General features: G+C 70.5%; 16 protein-coding genes. 4 read left to right on the forward strand and 12 right to left on the reverse strand.

Annotated elements, in window-relative coordinates; genetic code table 11:
- Positions 1-216: 216 nt before the first annotated feature.
- Positions 217-708: an FBP domain-containing protein gene (locus AC1DDU_RS06940; protein ID WP_477432421.1), complete on the forward strand. Its 492-nt coding sequence runs from the start codon at positions 217-219 to the stop codon at positions 706-708.
- A gap of 102 nt (positions 709-810) precedes the next feature.
- Here the strand turns inward: AC1DDU_RS06940 and AC1DDU_RS06945 are convergent, their stop codons facing one another.
- From AC1DDU_RS06945 to AC1DDU_RS06980, 8 genes are all read right to left on the reverse strand, one after another.
- Positions 811-2,481, reverse strand: a complete 1,671-nt coding sequence (locus tag AC1DDU_RS06945; RefSeq protein WP_477432423.1) for an ABC transporter ATP-binding protein — start codon at positions 2,479-2,481, stop codon at positions 811-813.
- Positions 2,481-3,473 carry an ABC transporter permease gene (locus tag AC1DDU_RS06950; protein ID WP_477432425.1) on the reverse strand — a complete coding sequence of 331 codons (993 nt, stop codon included), beginning with the start codon at positions 3,471-3,473 and terminating at the stop codon, positions 2,481-2,483. Before AC1DDU_RS06950 ends, AC1DDU_RS06945 begins: the two co-directional genes overlap by 1 nt.
- A gap of 1 nt (position 3,474) precedes the next feature.
- On the reverse strand, positions 3,475-4,521 hold the full coding sequence (locus AC1DDU_RS06955; RefSeq protein ID WP_477433457.1) for an ABC transporter permease: 1,047 nt from the start codon (positions 4,519-4,521) through the stop codon (positions 3,475-3,477).
- 127 nt (positions 4,522-4,648) lie between these two features.
- Positions 4,649-6,286 (reverse strand): ABC transporter substrate-binding protein, encoded by a 1,638-nt coding sequence (locus tag AC1DDU_RS06960; RefSeq protein ID WP_477432427.1) that lies wholly within the window; start codon positions 6,284-6,286, stop codon positions 4,649-4,651.
- Between the two features lie 154 nt (positions 6,287-6,440).
- Positions 6,441-6,860: a DUF779 domain-containing protein gene (locus AC1DDU_RS06965; RefSeq protein WP_477432428.1), complete on the reverse strand. Its 420-nt coding sequence runs from the start codon at positions 6,858-6,860 to the stop codon at positions 6,441-6,443.
- Positions 6,861-6,984: 124 nt separating this feature from the next.
- Positions 6,985-8,535, reverse strand: a complete 1,551-nt coding sequence (gene exaC, locus AC1DDU_RS06970; protein ID WP_477432430.1) for an acetaldehyde dehydrogenase ExaC — start codon at positions 8,533-8,535, stop codon at positions 6,985-6,987.
- 102 nt (positions 8,536-8,637) lie between these two features.
- Positions 8,638-9,039 (reverse strand): VOC family protein, encoded by a 402-nt coding sequence (locus tag AC1DDU_RS06975; protein ID WP_477432432.1) that lies wholly within the window; start codon positions 9,037-9,039, stop codon positions 8,638-8,640.
- A 55-nt stretch (positions 9,040-9,094) separates the two neighbouring features.
- The gene (locus AC1DDU_RS06980; RefSeq protein ID WP_477432434.1) at positions 9,095-10,432 is read right to left on the reverse strand and encodes a GAF domain-containing protein; all 1,338 of its coding nucleotides are present in this window, start codon (positions 10,430-10,432) and stop codon (positions 9,095-9,097) included.
- A gap of 82 nt (positions 10,433-10,514) precedes the next feature.
- Between AC1DDU_RS06980 and AC1DDU_RS06985 the strand changes: the two genes are divergently transcribed.
- Positions 10,515-10,907, forward strand: a complete 393-nt coding sequence (locus tag AC1DDU_RS06985) for a hypothetical protein (protein WP_477432436.1) — start codon at positions 10,515-10,517, stop codon at positions 10,905-10,907.
- 62 nt (positions 10,908-10,969) lie between these two features.
- On the opposite strand, the gene AC1DDU_RS06990 is transcribed toward AC1DDU_RS06985, so the two are convergent.
- From AC1DDU_RS06990 to AC1DDU_RS07000, 3 genes are read right to left on the reverse strand one after another with little or no spacing between them, the layout of a single operon-like run.
- Positions 10,970-11,347 (reverse strand): group I truncated hemoglobin, encoded by a 378-nt coding sequence (locus tag AC1DDU_RS06990; protein WP_477432437.1) that lies wholly within the window; start codon positions 11,345-11,347, stop codon positions 10,970-10,972.
- Between the two features lie 47 nt (positions 11,348-11,394).
- Positions 11,395-12,045, reverse strand: coding sequence for a DivIVA domain-containing protein (locus tag AC1DDU_RS06995; RefSeq protein WP_477432439.1), 651 nt, complete (start codon positions 12,043-12,045; stop codon positions 11,395-11,397).
- A gap of 13 nt (positions 12,046-12,058) precedes the next feature.
- On the reverse strand, positions 12,059-13,261 hold the full coding sequence (locus AC1DDU_RS07000) for a globin domain-containing protein (RefSeq protein ID WP_477432441.1): 1,203 nt from the start codon (positions 13,259-13,261) through the stop codon (positions 12,059-12,061).
- A gap of 151 nt (positions 13,262-13,412) precedes the next feature.
- Between AC1DDU_RS07000 and AC1DDU_RS07005 the strand changes: the two genes are divergently transcribed.
- Positions 13,413-13,850 carry an excisionase family DNA-binding protein gene (locus AC1DDU_RS07005; RefSeq protein ID WP_477432443.1) on the forward strand — a complete coding sequence of 146 codons (438 nt, stop codon included), beginning with the start codon at positions 13,413-13,415 and terminating at the stop codon, positions 13,848-13,850.
- A 26-nt stretch (positions 13,851-13,876) separates the two neighbouring features.
- Positions 13,877-14,440 carry a hypothetical protein gene (locus AC1DDU_RS07010; RefSeq protein WP_477432444.1) on the forward strand — a complete coding sequence of 188 codons (564 nt, stop codon included), beginning with the start codon at positions 13,877-13,879 and terminating at the stop codon, positions 14,438-14,440.
- 47 nt (positions 14,441-14,487) lie between these two features.
- Here AC1DDU_RS07010 and AC1DDU_RS07015 read toward each other — a convergent pair whose 3' ends face one another.
- A complete protein-coding gene (locus AC1DDU_RS07015) occupies positions 14,488-15,915 on the reverse strand; it encodes a CCA tRNA nucleotidyltransferase (protein WP_477432446.1) in 1,428 nt (475 codons plus the stop codon).
- Between the last annotated feature and the right edge of the window lie 3 nt (positions 15,916-15,918).

The following is a 15,918-nucleotide window of genomic DNA, read 5'->3' on the forward strand; positions in this document are numbered from 1 at the left end:
CGTCTCGGGTGCCGGGCGTATGCTGTGCCCGTGCATTCGACGTTCACGACGCCCCGCGGGCGTGAGGGGGTCCTCGGCGCGCTCAGCGCCGAGCGGAGGTAGCCGCGCGCGCCGCCGGGCCTGAGGCCCGCAGCGACGCCGCCCGATTCTCCGCGGACCGCCGGTCTGCGGCATCCCTCTTTCGCCTCTCGGCGACCCTTCGTGAATCAAGGAATCATGCACGCATTCACCGAGAAGGACATCCGCGCGTCCTTCGTCAACGCCTCCCTGCGCGAACGCAACTCCCTCGTCGTGCCCGCCGACCTCGCCGCCGTCGACTGGGACGGCCTCGACTACTTCGGCTGGCGCGACCCCAAGCAGCCCCTCGCGGGCTTCATCGTGGTGCCGGTCGACGACGAGCCAGTCGGCATCCTGCTGCGCCAGACCGAGCAGCGCACCCGCGCCCGCGCGCAGTGCTCGTGGTGCGAAGACGTCACCCTGCCCAACGACGTCGTGCTGTTCGGCGCCAAGCGCGCCGGCAAGGCCGGGCGCAACGGCGACACCGTCGGCACCCTGCTGTGCGAGAGGTTCGAGTGCTCGGCCAACGCACGGCGTCCCATGCCGCCCGCGTACCTCGGCTTCGACGTGATGGCCGCGCGGCAGCGGCGCATCGAGACTCTGCGCGCGCACGCCCAGCGGTTCGCACGCGACATCCGCGACAGCGCCTGAGACGCGTGGTGCGCCGCGGGCTGATCCCGCGGCGCACCATGCGTCGACGATTCGTGGCCCGGCATCCTGCCCGGCGATCACGCCCGGCCGGTGCCGGTGGCCTCACTCCTCGCGGGTCGCCTCCCACACCGCGCGGCGCGCGGCCTGCTCGTCGGGGTCGGGCACCGGCAGCGACGCGATCAGCCGCCGGGTGTAGGGATCCTGCGGATCCCCCAGCACACGCGCCGTCGGCCCCGCCTCGGCGATCGTGCCGCGGTGCAGCACCACGATGTGGTGCGCGAGAATGTCGACCACCGCGAGGTCGTGCGTGATGAACAGCGTCGCGAAGCCGAAGCGCTGCTGCAGCTCGCCGAACAGCTCGAGCACGCGCGCCTGCACCGAGACGTCCAGCGCGCTCGTCGGCTCGTCGGCGATGAGCAGCTTCGGGTCCAGCGCCAGCGCCCGGGCCAGCGACGCACGCTGCCGCTGACCGCCCGACAGCTCGTGCGGGAACCGCTCGCCGTACGACTTCGGCAGCTGCACCGCCTCGAGCAGCTCGTCGACCTTCGCCTGCACCGCGTCCGGCCCCATGTGCCCGCCGTGGACGATGAGGGGCTCGGCGACGTTGCGGGCGATGGTCAGCAGCGGGTTGAAGCTCGTCGCGGGGTCCTGGAAGACGAACCCGAGCTCGTTGCGGCGCCGACGGAACTCGCGCTCCTTCACGCCGAGCATCTCGGTGCCCAGCACCCGGAGCGATCCGCCGGCGACGGGGGTGAGGCCGGCGATCGCGCGACCGATCGTCGTCTTGCCCGAGCCGCTCTCGCCGACCAGGCCCAGCACCTCGCCCGGCGCGATCGTGAAGCTCACCCGGTCCACGGCGCGGAAGGCGGAACGGCCGAAACGGCCGCCGTACTCGATGACGAGCTCGTCCGCCTTCACCACCGGCTCGACCGGGGTCTCCGGCTCCGGCAGGCGGCGATCGACGATCTCGAGCCGCGGCACCGCGGCCAGCAGCTTGCGCGTGTACTCGTGCTGTGGCGCCGCGAACAGGTCGCGCGCGGGCGCCGTCTCGACGATCTCGCCGTTGTACATCACCGCGACGCGATCGGCGAGGTCGGCGACCACCCCCATGTTGTGGGTGATGAGCGCGATGGCCGTCCCGTCTTCATCGCGAAGCTTGCGCAGCAGGTCGAGGATCTCGGCCTGCACCGTCACGTCGAGCGCCGTCGTCGGCTCGTCGGCGATGATCACCGTCGGCTCGAGGGCGAGCGCCATCGCGATGACGATGCGCTGCTTCTGCCCTCCCGAGAACTGGTGCGGGTAGTCGTCGACACGGCGCTGGGGATCTGGGATGCCGACCCTGCCCAGCATCTCGATCGCGCGCGCCTTCGCCTGGGACTTGGTGTACTTGCCGTGCGCCCGCAGCCCCTCGGCGAGCTGCCAGCCCACGGTGTACACCGGGTTCAGTGCGGTCGAGGGCTCCTGGAAGATCATCGCGGCCTTCGAGCCGCGCACCTCGCGGAGCTCCTTCTTGTCGAGGCCGACGATCTCGGTGCCGTCGAGGACCACCGCACCGTTCATGACCGCGGTGTCGGGGAGGAGCCCGAGGATCGTGCGAGCGGTGACGGTCTTGCCGCTGCCGGACTCTCCCACGATGGCGAGCACCTCTCCGCGTCGCACGTCGAGGGTCACGCCCCGGACGGCATGGACGTCACCGCCGTCGCTGGCGAACGTGACCGTGAGATCGCGGATGTCGACCGCGACGTCGTCGGATGCGGGAGCCGCAGAAGACATCACTCCACCTCTCCCATGAACTCGCGCGACGCGGGCTGGCTCGCCGCGACCGCATCGGCCGGTGTCTGGTTCGTCGCACGACGTCGGGCGCGCAGGCGCGGGTCGGCGAGGTCGTTGAGGCTCTCGCCGATGAGCGTCATGCCGAGGATGGCCAGCACGATCGCGATGCCGGGTGGGATCGCCGTCCACCAGATCCCGGCCGCCACATCGCTGATCGAGCGCTGCAGGTCGTAGCCCCACTCGGCGGCGGCCGACGGCTCGATGCCGAAGCCGAGGAAGCCCAGCGCGGCGAGGGTCGCGATCGCCTCCGACGCGTTGAGCGTCACGATCAGCGGCAGAGTGCGGGTCGCGTTGCGCAGCACGTGCACGAACATGATCCGCGAGGTCGGCGCGCCGATCACCTTCGCCGACTCGACGAACGCCTCGGCCTTGATGCGCACCACCTCGGCACGGACCACACGGAAGTACTGCGGAATGAACACGACCGTGATCGACACCGCCGCAGCCATGATCCCCGGCCACAGGCCCGACTGCCCACCGCTGATCGCGATGGCGACGACGATCGCCAGCAGCAGCGTCGGGAAGGCGTAGATCGCGTCGGCGATGACCACGAGCGTGCGGTCGACCCACCCGCCCAGGTACCCCGAGACGAGTCCGAGCAGGATGCCGACGATCACCGAAAGCAGGAGAGCGACGATCACGACGAGGATCGCGGTCTGCGCTCCCCAGATGGTGCGCGAGAGCACGTCGTACCCGCCCACGGTCGTGCCCAGCCAGTGCTCGGCACTCGGCGGCTGGGTGGAGCCGAAGTTGCCCTGCGCGTCGCGCAGCTGGTTGAAGCCGTACGGTGCGATCCACTGCGCGAAGACCGCGAAGACGACGAAGAGAGCGGTGAGCACCAGGCCGGCCACGAGCATCCCTCGCTGGAGGCCGACGCTCTGTCGCAGCTGGTGCACGACCGGGACGCGGTCGAGGAGACGAGCCTTGGCCATGTCAGTACCTCACCCTCGGGTCCAGGAACGCGGCTATCACGTCGACGATGAAGTTCGTCAGGGCGACGAGGATCGCGATCATGGCGACGATTCCCTGGATCGCGACGAAGTCGCGGGACTTCAGGTACTCGCCCAGCTGGAAGCCGATGCCCTGCCATTCGAAGGTCGTCTCGGTGAGGATGGCGCCACCCAGGAGAAGGGCGATCTGAAGACCGATCACGGTGACGATCGGGATCAGCGCCGGCTTGTAGGCGTGGCGACGCACCAGGCGGTACTCGCTCACTCCGCGGGAGCGTGCCGCGTCGATGTACGGCATGTTGTGCGTGCCGATGACGTTCGTGCGCACCAGTCGCAGGAAGACGCTCGCGGTCAGCAGACCCAGCACCATCGACGGGAGGAACGCGTGCAGCAGCACGTCCTGCACGTACGCGGGATTGCCGGACCTGATCGCGTCGATCAGGTAGAAGCCCGTGCCACCCTCGCGCGTCAGCGCGATCTCGGTGCGCACGCTCGCGCGGCCCGACACCGGGAACCAGCCGAGCCACACCGAGAACACGAGCTTGGCGAGCAGGCCCGAGAAGAACACGGGTGTCGCGTAGAAGAGGATGGCGCCCACGCGGAGTCCGGCATCCGTCGCCTTCTCGCGCTTCGCGGCGGCCACCATGCCGAGGGGGATGCCGACGACGAACGCGATGAGGAAGGCGTAGGTGACGAGTTCGAAGGTCGCGGCGCCGTAGGTGAGCAGCACCTGCGTCACCGGTTGGTTGTCGGTGATCGTGGTGCCGAAGTTTCCGGTGAGCACCTGGCCGATGTACTCGACGTACTGCACGAGTACAGGCCGGTCGTACCCGGCCTCGTGGATGCGCTCCTGCAGCTGGTCGGCGGGGAGGCGTCCGCCGAGGGCGGCGGTGATCGGGTCGCCGGTGAGGCGGATGAGGAAGAAGACCAGCGTCACCAGGATGAGCACGGTCGGGAAGATCAGAAGGAACCGCACCAGGAGGTAGCGGCCGAGGGTGCCCCCCGAGGCGGGGCGGCGGCGCGCCAGCATGGCCGGCGGCTGATCGATGGATGCGGCGACGTCGCTCGTCATCGTGGGCCTAACTGTTCGTACTGCCGAGGTGGCGAATGCCGATGGGGCGGCCCGGGGTTCGGGCCGCCCCATCGATCATCTTTCGCTACTTCGTGACCGGAGCGAAGCGGAACTTGAACGACGCGTCGAGGGTGACGCCGTTCACGTCCGTTCCGGCGACGGCGACCTGGGCACCCTGCAGCAGCGGCACGGTCGAGAGCAGCTCGGCCACGCGCCCCTGGATGTCCTCGATCTCCTGCGTGCGCTTCGCCGGGTCGGTCTCGACGGCCTGCTGGAGGATGAGCTCCTCGGTCTGCGGGTCGCTGAAGTGGTTGCCCAGGAAGTTCTTCGTCAGGAAGAACGGCGTCAGGTAGTTGTCGGCGTCGGAGTAATCCGGGAACCAGCCCAGCTGGTAGGCGGGGTAGACGTCCGAGGTGCGGTCCTTCGAGTACTGCACCCACTCGGTCGACTTGAGGTCGACGGTGAACAGGCCGCTCTCCTCGAGCTGCGACTTGACCAGGGCGTACTCGTCGCCGGACGAGGGGCCGTAGTGGTCGGGGCTGTACTGCAGGCTGAGCGCGACGGGCGTCTGCACGCCGGCGGCCTCGAGGGTCGCCTTCGCCTTGTCGGCGTCGGGACCGCCGCTGCCGTCGCCGTAGAGGCCCTTCAGCGCATCGGTGGCGCCGGCGAAGCCCTCGGGGACGTACGAGTACAGCGGGGTGTAGGTGCCCTTGTAGACCTGCGTCGCGATCGCTTCGCGGTCGACGAGGTCGGCCACTGCCTGGCGGACGGCGAGCGCCTTGGCCGGGTCGGCCTCGGGGGTCGTCGCGCCGTACGGCTGCGTGTTGAAGTTGAACACGATGTAGCGGATCTCGCCGCCGGGGCCGTTGATGACCTGGACGTCCTTGTTGCCGCTCAGGTCGTCGACGTCGGTCGCCGAGAGGCTGCGGTACGCCACGTCGATGTCACCCTGCTGCACCGCGAGCTTGAGGTTCGACGACTCGGCGAAGTAGCTCAGGATGACGCCGCTGTTGGCGGGGGCGTCCAGCAGACCCTTGTAGTTCTCGTTGGGCGTGAACTCGACGGTCTTGTTGAAGTCCCACGACGTGATCGCGTACGGGCCGCCGAACGCGTTCGCGTCGACGATGTCCTGGTCGGGCGTGACGGCGTCGGGCGAGAAGACCTCGTCGTCGACGATCGCGCCCGGGAAGCTCGTCAGGATGAACGGGAAGACCTGGTCGTTCGCCGTCTTGAGGTGGAACACGACAGTGGTGTCGTCGGGGGCCTCGACGCTGTCGAGGTTGTAGAGCAGGCTCGAGGCGCCGTTCGGGTCGGCGATCTTCACGTTGCGGTCGAACGAGAACTTGACGTCCGCCGAGGTGAGGTCGTTGCCGTTGGCCCACTTGAGGCCTTCGGGCAGCTTCACCGTGTACTCGGTCGGCGAGGTGAATTCCGCCGACTCTGCGAGGTCGGGAACGACCTCGGTGCTGTTGTAGTCGGTGTTGACGAGGTACGGGAACACCTGGGTCTGCACCGCGAGCGAGCCGTTGTCGTACGAGCCGGCGGGGTCGAGCGTGGTGACCTTGTCGGTGGTGCCGACGATGATGGGCTCGCCCGAGGCACCGTCCGTGGACCCGCCGTTGCCGCCGCCACCGCCGGCGCAACCGGCGAGGAGGAGTGCCGAGGCGCCGAAGGCCCCGATCGCGAGACCGACGCGCCCGCGCGTGGTGTGGTGCAGTGACATAGTGCTACCTCTGCGTAGTGGTGTCCGTCCGCGTCAGGTGGTCGCGGTTGCTGGCTATCTTGTCTCCGACCCGGCGATACGGCAATCCAGTGAAGGATTCGTAACCAGACTGAAACCCGCGCGCGATGATGCCGGATGCCGCTTCCGCGGTCGCTCAGCTTGTCGAACTGCCACCCGAGAGGCCCGATCCGAGGCCGAAATGCGCGAGCTCGGACTCGTCCAGCATGCGGCTGCGGATGATGAAACGGCTCCCGGTCGGACCCTCGACGCTGAACCCCGCCCCACGCCCCGCGACCACGTCGATCGTGAGGTGCGTGTACTTCCAGTACTCGAACTGCGCCTGCGACATGTACACCTCGATCGGCTCGTCGAGCCCGGCGTCGAGGTCGCCGAGCCGCACGTCCGCGGGGCCGACGACGAACATCCCGACCGGGAAGCACATCGGCGCGCTGCCGTCGCAGCATCCGCCCGACTGGTGGAACATCAGCGGGCCGTGCTGGGCGGTGAGCTGTCGCAGGAGGGATGCCGCGGCATCCGTCACCGCCACACGGGAGTGGGTGCCGGTCTCGGCCATCGGGTTCGCCTCGGTCTCTGCAGAAGGAAGAGGATGACCCGGGCGGAGAGTCTGGGGACCGCTCCACCCGGGTCGGGGATGCCGGTCGCGCCGCCCCCCGGAGGCGCGACCGGCCGGCGCCGACTCAGAAGAAGCCCATGGCTCCGTCGGCATACGACACCAGCAGGTTCTTGGTCTGCTGGTAGTGGTCGAGCATCTTGAGGTGGTTCTCCCGGCCGATGCCGGACTGCTTGTAGCCGCCGAACGCCGCGTGCGCGGGGTACTGGTGGTACGTGTTCGTCCAGACGCGACCGGCCTCGATCGCGCGGCCGGCGCGGTAGGCGGTGTCGCCGGAGCGACTCCAGACCCCCGCGCCGAGGCCGTAGAGCGTGTCGTTGGCGATGGAGATGGCGTCGTCGAAGTCGTCGAACGAGGTGACCGAGACGACCGGCCCGAAGATCTCCTCCTGGAAGATGCGCATGTCGTTCGTGCCCTCGAACACCGTCGGCGCGACGTAGTAGCCGCCCGACAGGTCGCCGCCGAGGTCCACGCGCTCCCCGCCGGCGAGCAGCTTCGCGCCGCCCGCCTTGCCGATCTCGATGTAGCTGAGGATCTTCTCGAGTTGGTCGTTGGACGCCTGCGCGCCGATCATCGTGGCAGGATCCAGCGGGTTGCCCTGCACGATCTTGCCCACGCGGCCCAGGGCGTCGCCGAGGAAGCCGTCGTAGATCGAGCGCTGGATGAGCGCCCGCGAGGGGCACGTGCACACCTCGCCCTGGTTGAGGGCGAACAGCGTGAAGCCCTCGAGCGCCTTGTCGTAGTAGGCGTCGCCGGTGTCGCGCGCGACGTCCTCGAAGAAGACGTTCGCGCTCTTGCCGCCGAGCTCGAGGGTCACCGGGATGAGGTTCTGCGACGCGTACTGCATGATGAGGCGGCCGGTCGTGGTCTCACCCGTGAACGCGACCTTCCGGATGCGCTTGTGCTGCGCGAGCGGCGCGCCCGCCTCGATGCCGAAGCCGTTGACGATGTTGACGACGCCGGCCGGCAGCAGATCGCCGATGATCTCGAACAGGAACAGGATCGACGCGGGCGTCTGCTCGGCGGGCTTGAGCACGACGCAGTTGCCGGCCGCGAGGGCCGGGGCGAGCTTCCACGTGGCCATGAGGATGGGGAAGTTCCACGGGATGATCTGCCCGACCACGCCCAGCGGCTCGTGGAAGTGGTAGGCCACGGTGTCTTCGTCGAGCTGGCTGAGCGAGCCCTCCTGGCCGCGCAGCACGCCCGCGAAGTAGCGGAAGTGGTCGACGGCGAGCGGGATGTCGGCGGCCAGCGTCTCGCGGACGGGCTTGCCGTTCTCCCACGTCTCGGCGACGGCGATCCGCTCGAGGTTCTGCTCGATGCGGTCGGCGATCCTGTTGAGGATGACGGCGCGCTCGGCGGGCGTCGTGCGCTTCCAGGATTCGAAGGCCTTCCACGCGACATCCACCGCGCGGTCGACGTCCTCGGCGGTCCCGCGGCCGACCTCGGTGAAGGGCTTGCCCGTGACAGGCGAGATGTTCTCGAAGTACTGACCCTCGATCGGCTCGACGAACTCGCCGCCGATGTAGTGGCCGTAGCGGGGACGGTAGTCGGCGATCGATCCTCGCTGCCCGGGTGCGGCGTAGACGCTCGAGACGCCCTCTTCGACGATGGTCATTGCTGGTCTCCTTCGACGCTGTCCGCGACGGTCGTCGTCGCGATGGGTCGAAGGTAGGCCCCGCGACGTTGCAGAACGTTGCGGGGCCGCAGGCGGTGCGCGTCAGGCGCCGAGGCGGTCGCGCGTGGCCACGAAGTGGGCGTTCTCCATGACGCCGAGGAGGTTGCCGAACGGGTCGACGACGGATGCCGTCACGAAGCCCTCACCGCGCGTGATCACCGGCTGGAAGGGCGACGCCCCCTTGGCCAGCAGCGCCTCATGCGCGGCGCTGACGTCGTCGACCTGCCAATAGAGGATCGGTCCGCCCGGTGCCGTCGGCGCGTCGGGGCGGTAGGCCGCGTCGATGATGCCGAACTCGTGCTCATAAGGTCCGACGCGGAACTCGACGTACCCGGCGCGGCGGAAGTACGGGTCGATGCCGAACACGTCGGCGTACCAGTCGGCCGCGGCGTCGAGGTCGGCGGAGTAGACGTTCTGGGTGGCGAAACCGTTGAGCATGGTCATCCCTCTCTGTGGTGGGACCACCTTCCCGCCGAATGCGGACAGATCCGGTCCGTGATCAGAGATCGGTCTCGAGCCGCTCGATCCGGGCGACCAGGCCCGCCCGTCGCGGCGACCGCGGCGGCAGCATCGACAGGCACAGCCGCAGGAGTTCATGATCGCGGGCGCCGGCATCCGTCTCGGCGAACGCGAGCAGCACATCGACGGATGCCTCTGCCATCAGCCCCTCTCGCAGCGCGGTGCGGACGGTGTCGCGCAGCTCCTCCACGCCGGGCGCGACGGAGTCGGGCAGCACGTCGCCGCGGTAGGCGGCGAGGGCCACACGGTGGGCCCCTCGATCCAGCAGCGACAGCACCTGCTGCGCGTCGGTCTCGACCTCGACGCCCAGCCGGTACGGCCGGGACTCCGGGACCAGGGCGGGAGCCGCCGTCGCGAGCGCCTTGCGCAGCCGCACCATCTCGGCGCGAAGGGTGACGGCCGCCGCCTCGCCGGCCGCTTCGCCGTACACCAGGTCGCCGAGCCGCTCCGCCGACAGTCCCTGCCGATGCACGGCGAGCATGAGCAGAAGCTCGGCGTGCCGCGGCCCGATCTCGGTGATGGTCTCGGTCTCGGCGCTCACCACCTCCAGCTGCGCCCGGTCGCGGCCGAGCACCCGCAGCGTCGCCCGCGTGGGTTCGACGCGCCGCGCGGGGGCACGCCGAGCCGCCGGTGGCGCGGCGCGGGCGCGGAGCCGCGAGACCAGCAGCTCTCCCTCGATCGCGCGGGCCGTGGCATCCACCAGCAGCTGGGCCTGCGGCGTGACGGCCTCCGACCCTCCGGTCACGTCGATCACGCCGAGGATCCGGCGCGTCTCGGGGTCGCGCACCGGCGCTGCCGTGCACGACCACGGCTGCACGAGCCGGTTGAAATGCTCGGCGCCGTGGATCTGCACCGATCGATCCAGGGCGATGGCGGTGCCCGGTGCGGCGGTGCCGACGGCGTCCTCCGACCAGTTCGCGCCCTCGACGAAGCCCATGTCGCCCGTCAGCCGTCGCACATCGCGGTCGCCCTCGATCCACAGCAGCCGGCCGGCCGCATCGCCCACCGCCACGACCACGCCCGACTCCGAGGCCTCGCCCGGCAGCAGGAGGCCGCGCACCATGTCGATGACGGCGGAGAGCGGATGGGCGCGCCGGTAGGCCTCGAGCTCGTCGGCGGTGAGGTCCAGCGGGGGCAGCGCCTCGGCGCCCACGAAGCTGTCGAGCGAGCGGCGCCACGACTCCCGCACCAGGGTGCGCACGTCGCGCAGGCGATCGTCGCCCGCGTTGCCCGCGACCAGCTCGTCGTGGGCGCGCTCGATCAGCAGACGGGAGGTCTCGGGCGACACCTCCCGGCGCGGCGACCAGGGTGACGACACGGCGGGCTCCGATCGACGGCGGTGGAGCGTGCGTCCAGTGTAGGCGCGGCGGCGCCGCGAACGAGCCCGCTACGGTGAACCCATGTCCACGGATTCGGTCGTTCGCCCGCAGCCCTCACCGGCTGTCGCGGCGGCGCCGGCGCCTGGTGGCGGCAGACGCGCGGCTTCGGCGGTGGTGTCGTCGGTGCTGCTGCTGTTCGGACTCGCCTTCGCACCGCTGAGTCTCGTGGCCGCAGCCTCGGCGGAACCGCTGGGATCGGAGTGGTCGACCGGTTCGAACTTCGTCAACGTGGTCGTCACCTGGATGTTCGCCGTCGCGATGCTCATGCTCACGGGTCTCGGCGTCGTCGCGATCGTGCTGGCCCGGACCGGCCGCAGCACCGGGCTGGTGATCTTCGCCGCTGCGGTGACGCTGCTCCTGCTGCTCGGCGCCGTCGGCATGATCACCGCCGCGGCGATCATGGTCTCGGGCTGACCCCGCGTTCGGCGCATCCGCCACCCGGCCGACGAGGGCGCGCCGACCGGATGCCGCGAATGCTACGCTGCCGCGCCGGTGACGTGCGCGCGCAGGGGCATCAGCGCCCCGGCGACCTGGTCGATCGCGTCGGCGTCGACGCCCGCCTCGGCGAGGGCTGCCGCCGCGTGGCCGATGACACGGTCGAAGTCGGCGTCGGTGATGCCGCGCCCGGCGTGCGCGACGCCCAGGTCCTTGCCCCGGTACCCGTCGGGGCCCCCGGCTGCGGCCGCGAGAAACAGCGCCATGTGCCGCTTCTGCTCGATCATGCGGGTGCTCTCGAAGAATGGGGCGAGCGTCTCGTCGGCCATGATGCGGCGGTAGAGGCCGTCGACCACGGCGGCGATGCCGTCGCCTTCGCCGAGTCGCTGGTACAGCGTCGCTTCCGTCGTGTCAGTCATGCGGGTGCTCCGATCGTGAGGTGAGGGATGTCGTCGTCACAGGTCGTTCAGTAGTCGATGTCGCTCGATCGCCGGCGGCGTTCGTCCGCGGGATCGATCACGGCAGGCTCGGGAGGAGTCGTTCGTGCGGCACCGGCTCCCAGGCGCCCCAGCTCGCGTTCGATCGACTCGAGCAGCGAGTGCACCTGCGCGGTGGCCATCCGTGCGAACTGGCGGGCTCGGACGACGTCGTCGGGGGAGGCGGGCCCCGCGACCTCGAGATCGTCGGTCGCGAACGCGAGAACGGACGACCGGTCCGCGGTCGGCGGCTGGGCGGCTGCGACCTGGCCCGGGTGCGCCGCCGCCCGCTTCTCGATCGAGTGGGCGGCCTGCTGCGCCCGCTCGACGATCTCGCGGTACTGCCGGCGCGCGGTCTCGATCAGGTCGCTCGCGTACGACTCGGCCTCGGCGACCGCGTCGTCGGCGATGCGCTGGGCGCTGCTGAGCAGCAGCACCGCGCGGCTGGAGATCTCGCCCTCGTCGGAGCTCACGCCGCTGGCCGTCAGGGCCGCGTTCTCGCGCCAGGCGACCTCGAGGGCGTCGGCCGCCGCCGTCAGCAGCGCGTGGACCTCGCCGCGCGCGTAGCCGTGGCGCTCGTCCGAGAAGGATGCGGAGCGGAGCGACTCCGGCGTGGTGGATACGGATTGGATCGCGGTCATGATCGTCTGCCCTCTACTGGATGCCCTGCGTGACGCTGGAGCGGACGAGCTCCGGGGAGTCTGCTCGTCCGGCGGCGGCGCTGGGTTGCTGGGTGAACGGGTCTTCGTACTTCTCGCTGCGGATGCGGTGTTCGTCGAGCCCTGCGCGGCGCAGGACGGCGATGGTGTGATCGACCATGCGCGGCGAGCCGCAGACCATCGCGAGTCGGTCGTCCCAGGGACCGTCCGCGGCGGCGAGGTCGCCGATCAGCCCGCGGCGTCCGGGGAAGGAGGGGTCGTCCGACACGCCGTACTCGACGTCCAGCCAGGTGGCGTCGGCGTACCGCTCGAGCTCGGGCTTCGCGTAGAACCCCCACGGATGCCGCACCCCCTGGTACAGCGCGACGCGCGGGCCGTTCCCGCGGGCGGCGTGGCGGGCGGCGACCTGGTCGATCACGGCGAGCAGAGGGGCGAGCCCGGTGCCTCCGGCGACGAGGAGCAGGTCGGGCCACTCGCTGTCGAAGGGGAGCGTCAGCAGCTCGCCGATGGGCGGGCCCAGCCGGACGCGATCGCCCGGGCCGACATCGCGCAGCAGCGCACCGCTGACCTGGCCGCCGGCGACGAGCTGGATGTGGAAGGTGATGGTTCCATCGGCGCGCGGCGCGTGCGTGGGCGACAGGTAGCGCCACTGCCGAGGTCGTTGAGGGATCTCGACGGCCAGCGACTGGCCGGCCTGGTAGCGGTACCTGTCGTCGGGACGGATCGTGAGGGTGCCGACATCCATCCCCCGCCGCTCCGTCGCGACGACCTCGGCGGCCCACGTGGCGGGCTGGGACTCGACGGCCTCCGCGGCCGTGATCATCGTCGTGGCGATGAGTCCGTACGCGTCCGCCCAGTCTGCGGCGAGCTCGGCCGTCCACGCGTCGCCGAGGAAGTGCTTCAGGGTCGCGAGCAGCGACGCGCCCACCGCGGGGTAGTGGGCGGCGATCGTTCCGAACTTGCGGTGATCGCGTCCGAGATCCTCGATGTACGGCACCACGTCGCCGACACGGTCGACATTGCTCACCATGTGACCGAGCGCCTTGACGAGCCGGTCGCGCTGCGCCGCCATCGCGACCGGGAAGAGGTCGCGGGTCTCGGGGTGGGCGAGGAAGAGGTGCGCGTAGAAGTACCCGGGAACCGCGTCCCCGTGGGCAGCGACCTGACTCCAGGTCCGCTTGAGCGCTACCGCATCCACGTGATTCCTGTCCCCTCCATCGGCGAGTCGATCTCGGGCGACGCTAGCGCTTTACAGATGTATCTGCAAAGCAAGCAGGTGCAACTGCAACCGGATACGATCGTCAGGTAGAGCGCCCGGGGGTGGTGCGCGACACGGGTCGGGGGGCCGCATGAGCGTGTTGTTGTCGAACGGGACAGTGTTCGTCGAAGAAGGTCTGCGCGAGCAGGCGGCGGACCTCCTCCGGCGCCTGCCCGACCTCGGTTCCCTCGGGTACGCCGTCGCTGCGGAGGGCGGAGCGGAGACCGCGATCCCGACGGACCTGGGCTCGTTCCTGACCCACGTCCTCAAGGGCCTGGCGCGCGGACGCGTGTCCGTCGCCACCCTCCCCGAGGAGGTCACCACCACCGTGGCCGCCGAGCTCGTCGGGGTGTCCCGGCCGACGCTGATGAAGCTCGTCCAGGCGGGCGAGCTCGCCTCCCACCGCGTCGGAACCCACACGCGGCTGCGCACGGCGGACGTGCTCGCGCTGCGACGCAGCCGCGCGCGTGAGCGGCGCGAAGCCCTCGACGCCCTGCGCGAGCTCGACGAAGGATTCGGGGTGGATTGACAACCTCCGCTGGGTAGTCTGACCGGGTGCTGCACCGTGTGTTCGTCGACAGCGACGTCCTCGCCGCGCGCACCCCGTTCGAATGGCTCGCGCTCCTGCGCCACCAGACAGGGTCCTTCCAGCTGCATTCGTCCGCGGGCGTCGTGGCGGACGCCGCCCGGCTGTGGTCGAGGCGACACCCTGCGCGCCGGACCGCCGCGGGGCGACGCCTTGCGCTCGTCGCGGCCAGCCTCGACGAGGTGATCGGCGCCATCGACGCCGACATCGACCTGGACGAGGCGGTCGAACCTCGTCGTCTCGTCGCGGCCGAGATCGCGTCCTGCGCGGCCCATGTGGTGGTCTCTTCCCGCCCTCGTCGAATCAGCGACGACGCCGCGCTGCCCTTCGAGGTGTGGACCCCCGACGAGTTCCTGTGCCTCGTCGACGACAGCGCGCGTGCCGACGTGAGGGAGGTGGTCTCCCGGGAGCACGGAGGCAGGCGGCGAACGCGGGCAGACTGCCGCCTCGAGCCTCTCGCAGAGGCTCTCGCCGACGCGGGCTGCCCCGCCTTCGCCGAGCGGGTGTCCTCGCACCTGCAGGCGCTCCGGTGATCCCCGCGAAGCGGCGGGGCCGCGGCATCCACTGCCCCTGAGGCGGATCAGCCCCGGTCGGCCCACCACGCGCGCAGGCGCTTCTCGGCCTCGTCCTCACCGACCAGGCCTTCGTCGAGCCGCAGGTCGAGCAGGAAGCGGTAGGCCTCGCCGACCTCGCGGCCGGGGCCGATGCCGAGCACCTCCTGGATGTGGTTGCCGTCGAGCTCGGGGCGGATCGCGTCCAGCTCCTCCTGCTCGGCGAGCTCGGCGATGCGGCGCTCGATGTCGTCGTAGGCCCGCGCGAGCCGCGTGGCCTTCTTGACGTTGCGGGTGGTCACGTCGGCGCGGGTGAGGATGTGGAGGCGCTCGAGCTCGGCTCCGGCATCCCGCACGTACCGGCGCACCGCGGAGTCGGTCCACGCGCCCTCGGAGTATCCGAAGAACCGCAGGTGCAGCTCGATCAGCCGCGTCACGGTCCCGATCGTGTCGGAGTCGAAGCGCAGCGCCTGCAGCCGCTTGCGCGCCAGCCGCGCGCCCTTGAGATCGTGGTGGTAGAAGGTCACGCCGCCGCCGGGCTCCAGACGCCGGGTCGAGGGCTTGCCGATGTCGTGCAGCAGCGCCGCGAGCCGCAGCGGCACATCGGGGGCGGAGCCGGGGTTCCGCGCCTTCTCGAGCTCGATCGCCTGACGCAGCACCGTGAGCGAGTGCTCGTAGACGTCCTTGTGGTGGTGGTGCTCGTCCACCTCGAGCTGCAGAGCGGGGATCTCGGGCAGGAACTCGGCCATGAGCCCGGTCTCGACGAGCAGGCGCACACCGCGCACCGGCTGGTCGGTGGCCAGCAGCCGCGCCAGCTCGCTCTGGATGCGCTCGGGGCTGACGATCTCGAGGGTCTGGCGCAGGTCCTCCATCGCCGCGACCGTGGCCGGATCGACGTCGAACCCGAGCTGCGACGAGAACCGCGCGGCCCTGAGCATGCGCAGCGGGTCGTCGCCGAAGCTGACGGCAGGGTCGGCGGGGGTGCGCAGGATGCCGCGCAGCAGGTCTTCGACACCGCCTGTGGGATCGACCAGCGTCTGGCCGGGGACCCGCAGCGCCATCGCGTTCACGGTGAAGTCGCGTCGCACGAGGTCGCCCTCGATGGTGTCGCCGAACTCCACGGTGGGCTTGCGGGTGATTCCGTCGTAGCTGTCGGCGCGGTAGGTCGTGATCTCGACCTGCTCGCCCTGCACGCGTGCGCCGATCGTGCCGAACGCCCGCCCGATGTCCCACTGGGCGGTCGAGACGGGCTTGACGATGCGCAGGATGTCGTCGGGCCGCGCGTCGGTGGTGAAGTCGAGGTCGTGGGTCTCGCGGCCGAGCAGCGCGTCGCGGACCGGACCGCCCACGATGGCCAGGTCGAACCCGGCGTCGGCGAAGGCGCGCGCCAGGGTGGCGACGACGGGGGACTCGGCGAGCGCGCCGAGGCGCACGATGCCCTCGGCCATGGTGAGCATGGG

It is taken from the genome of Microbacterium sp. 05T445, assembly GCF_056395865.1.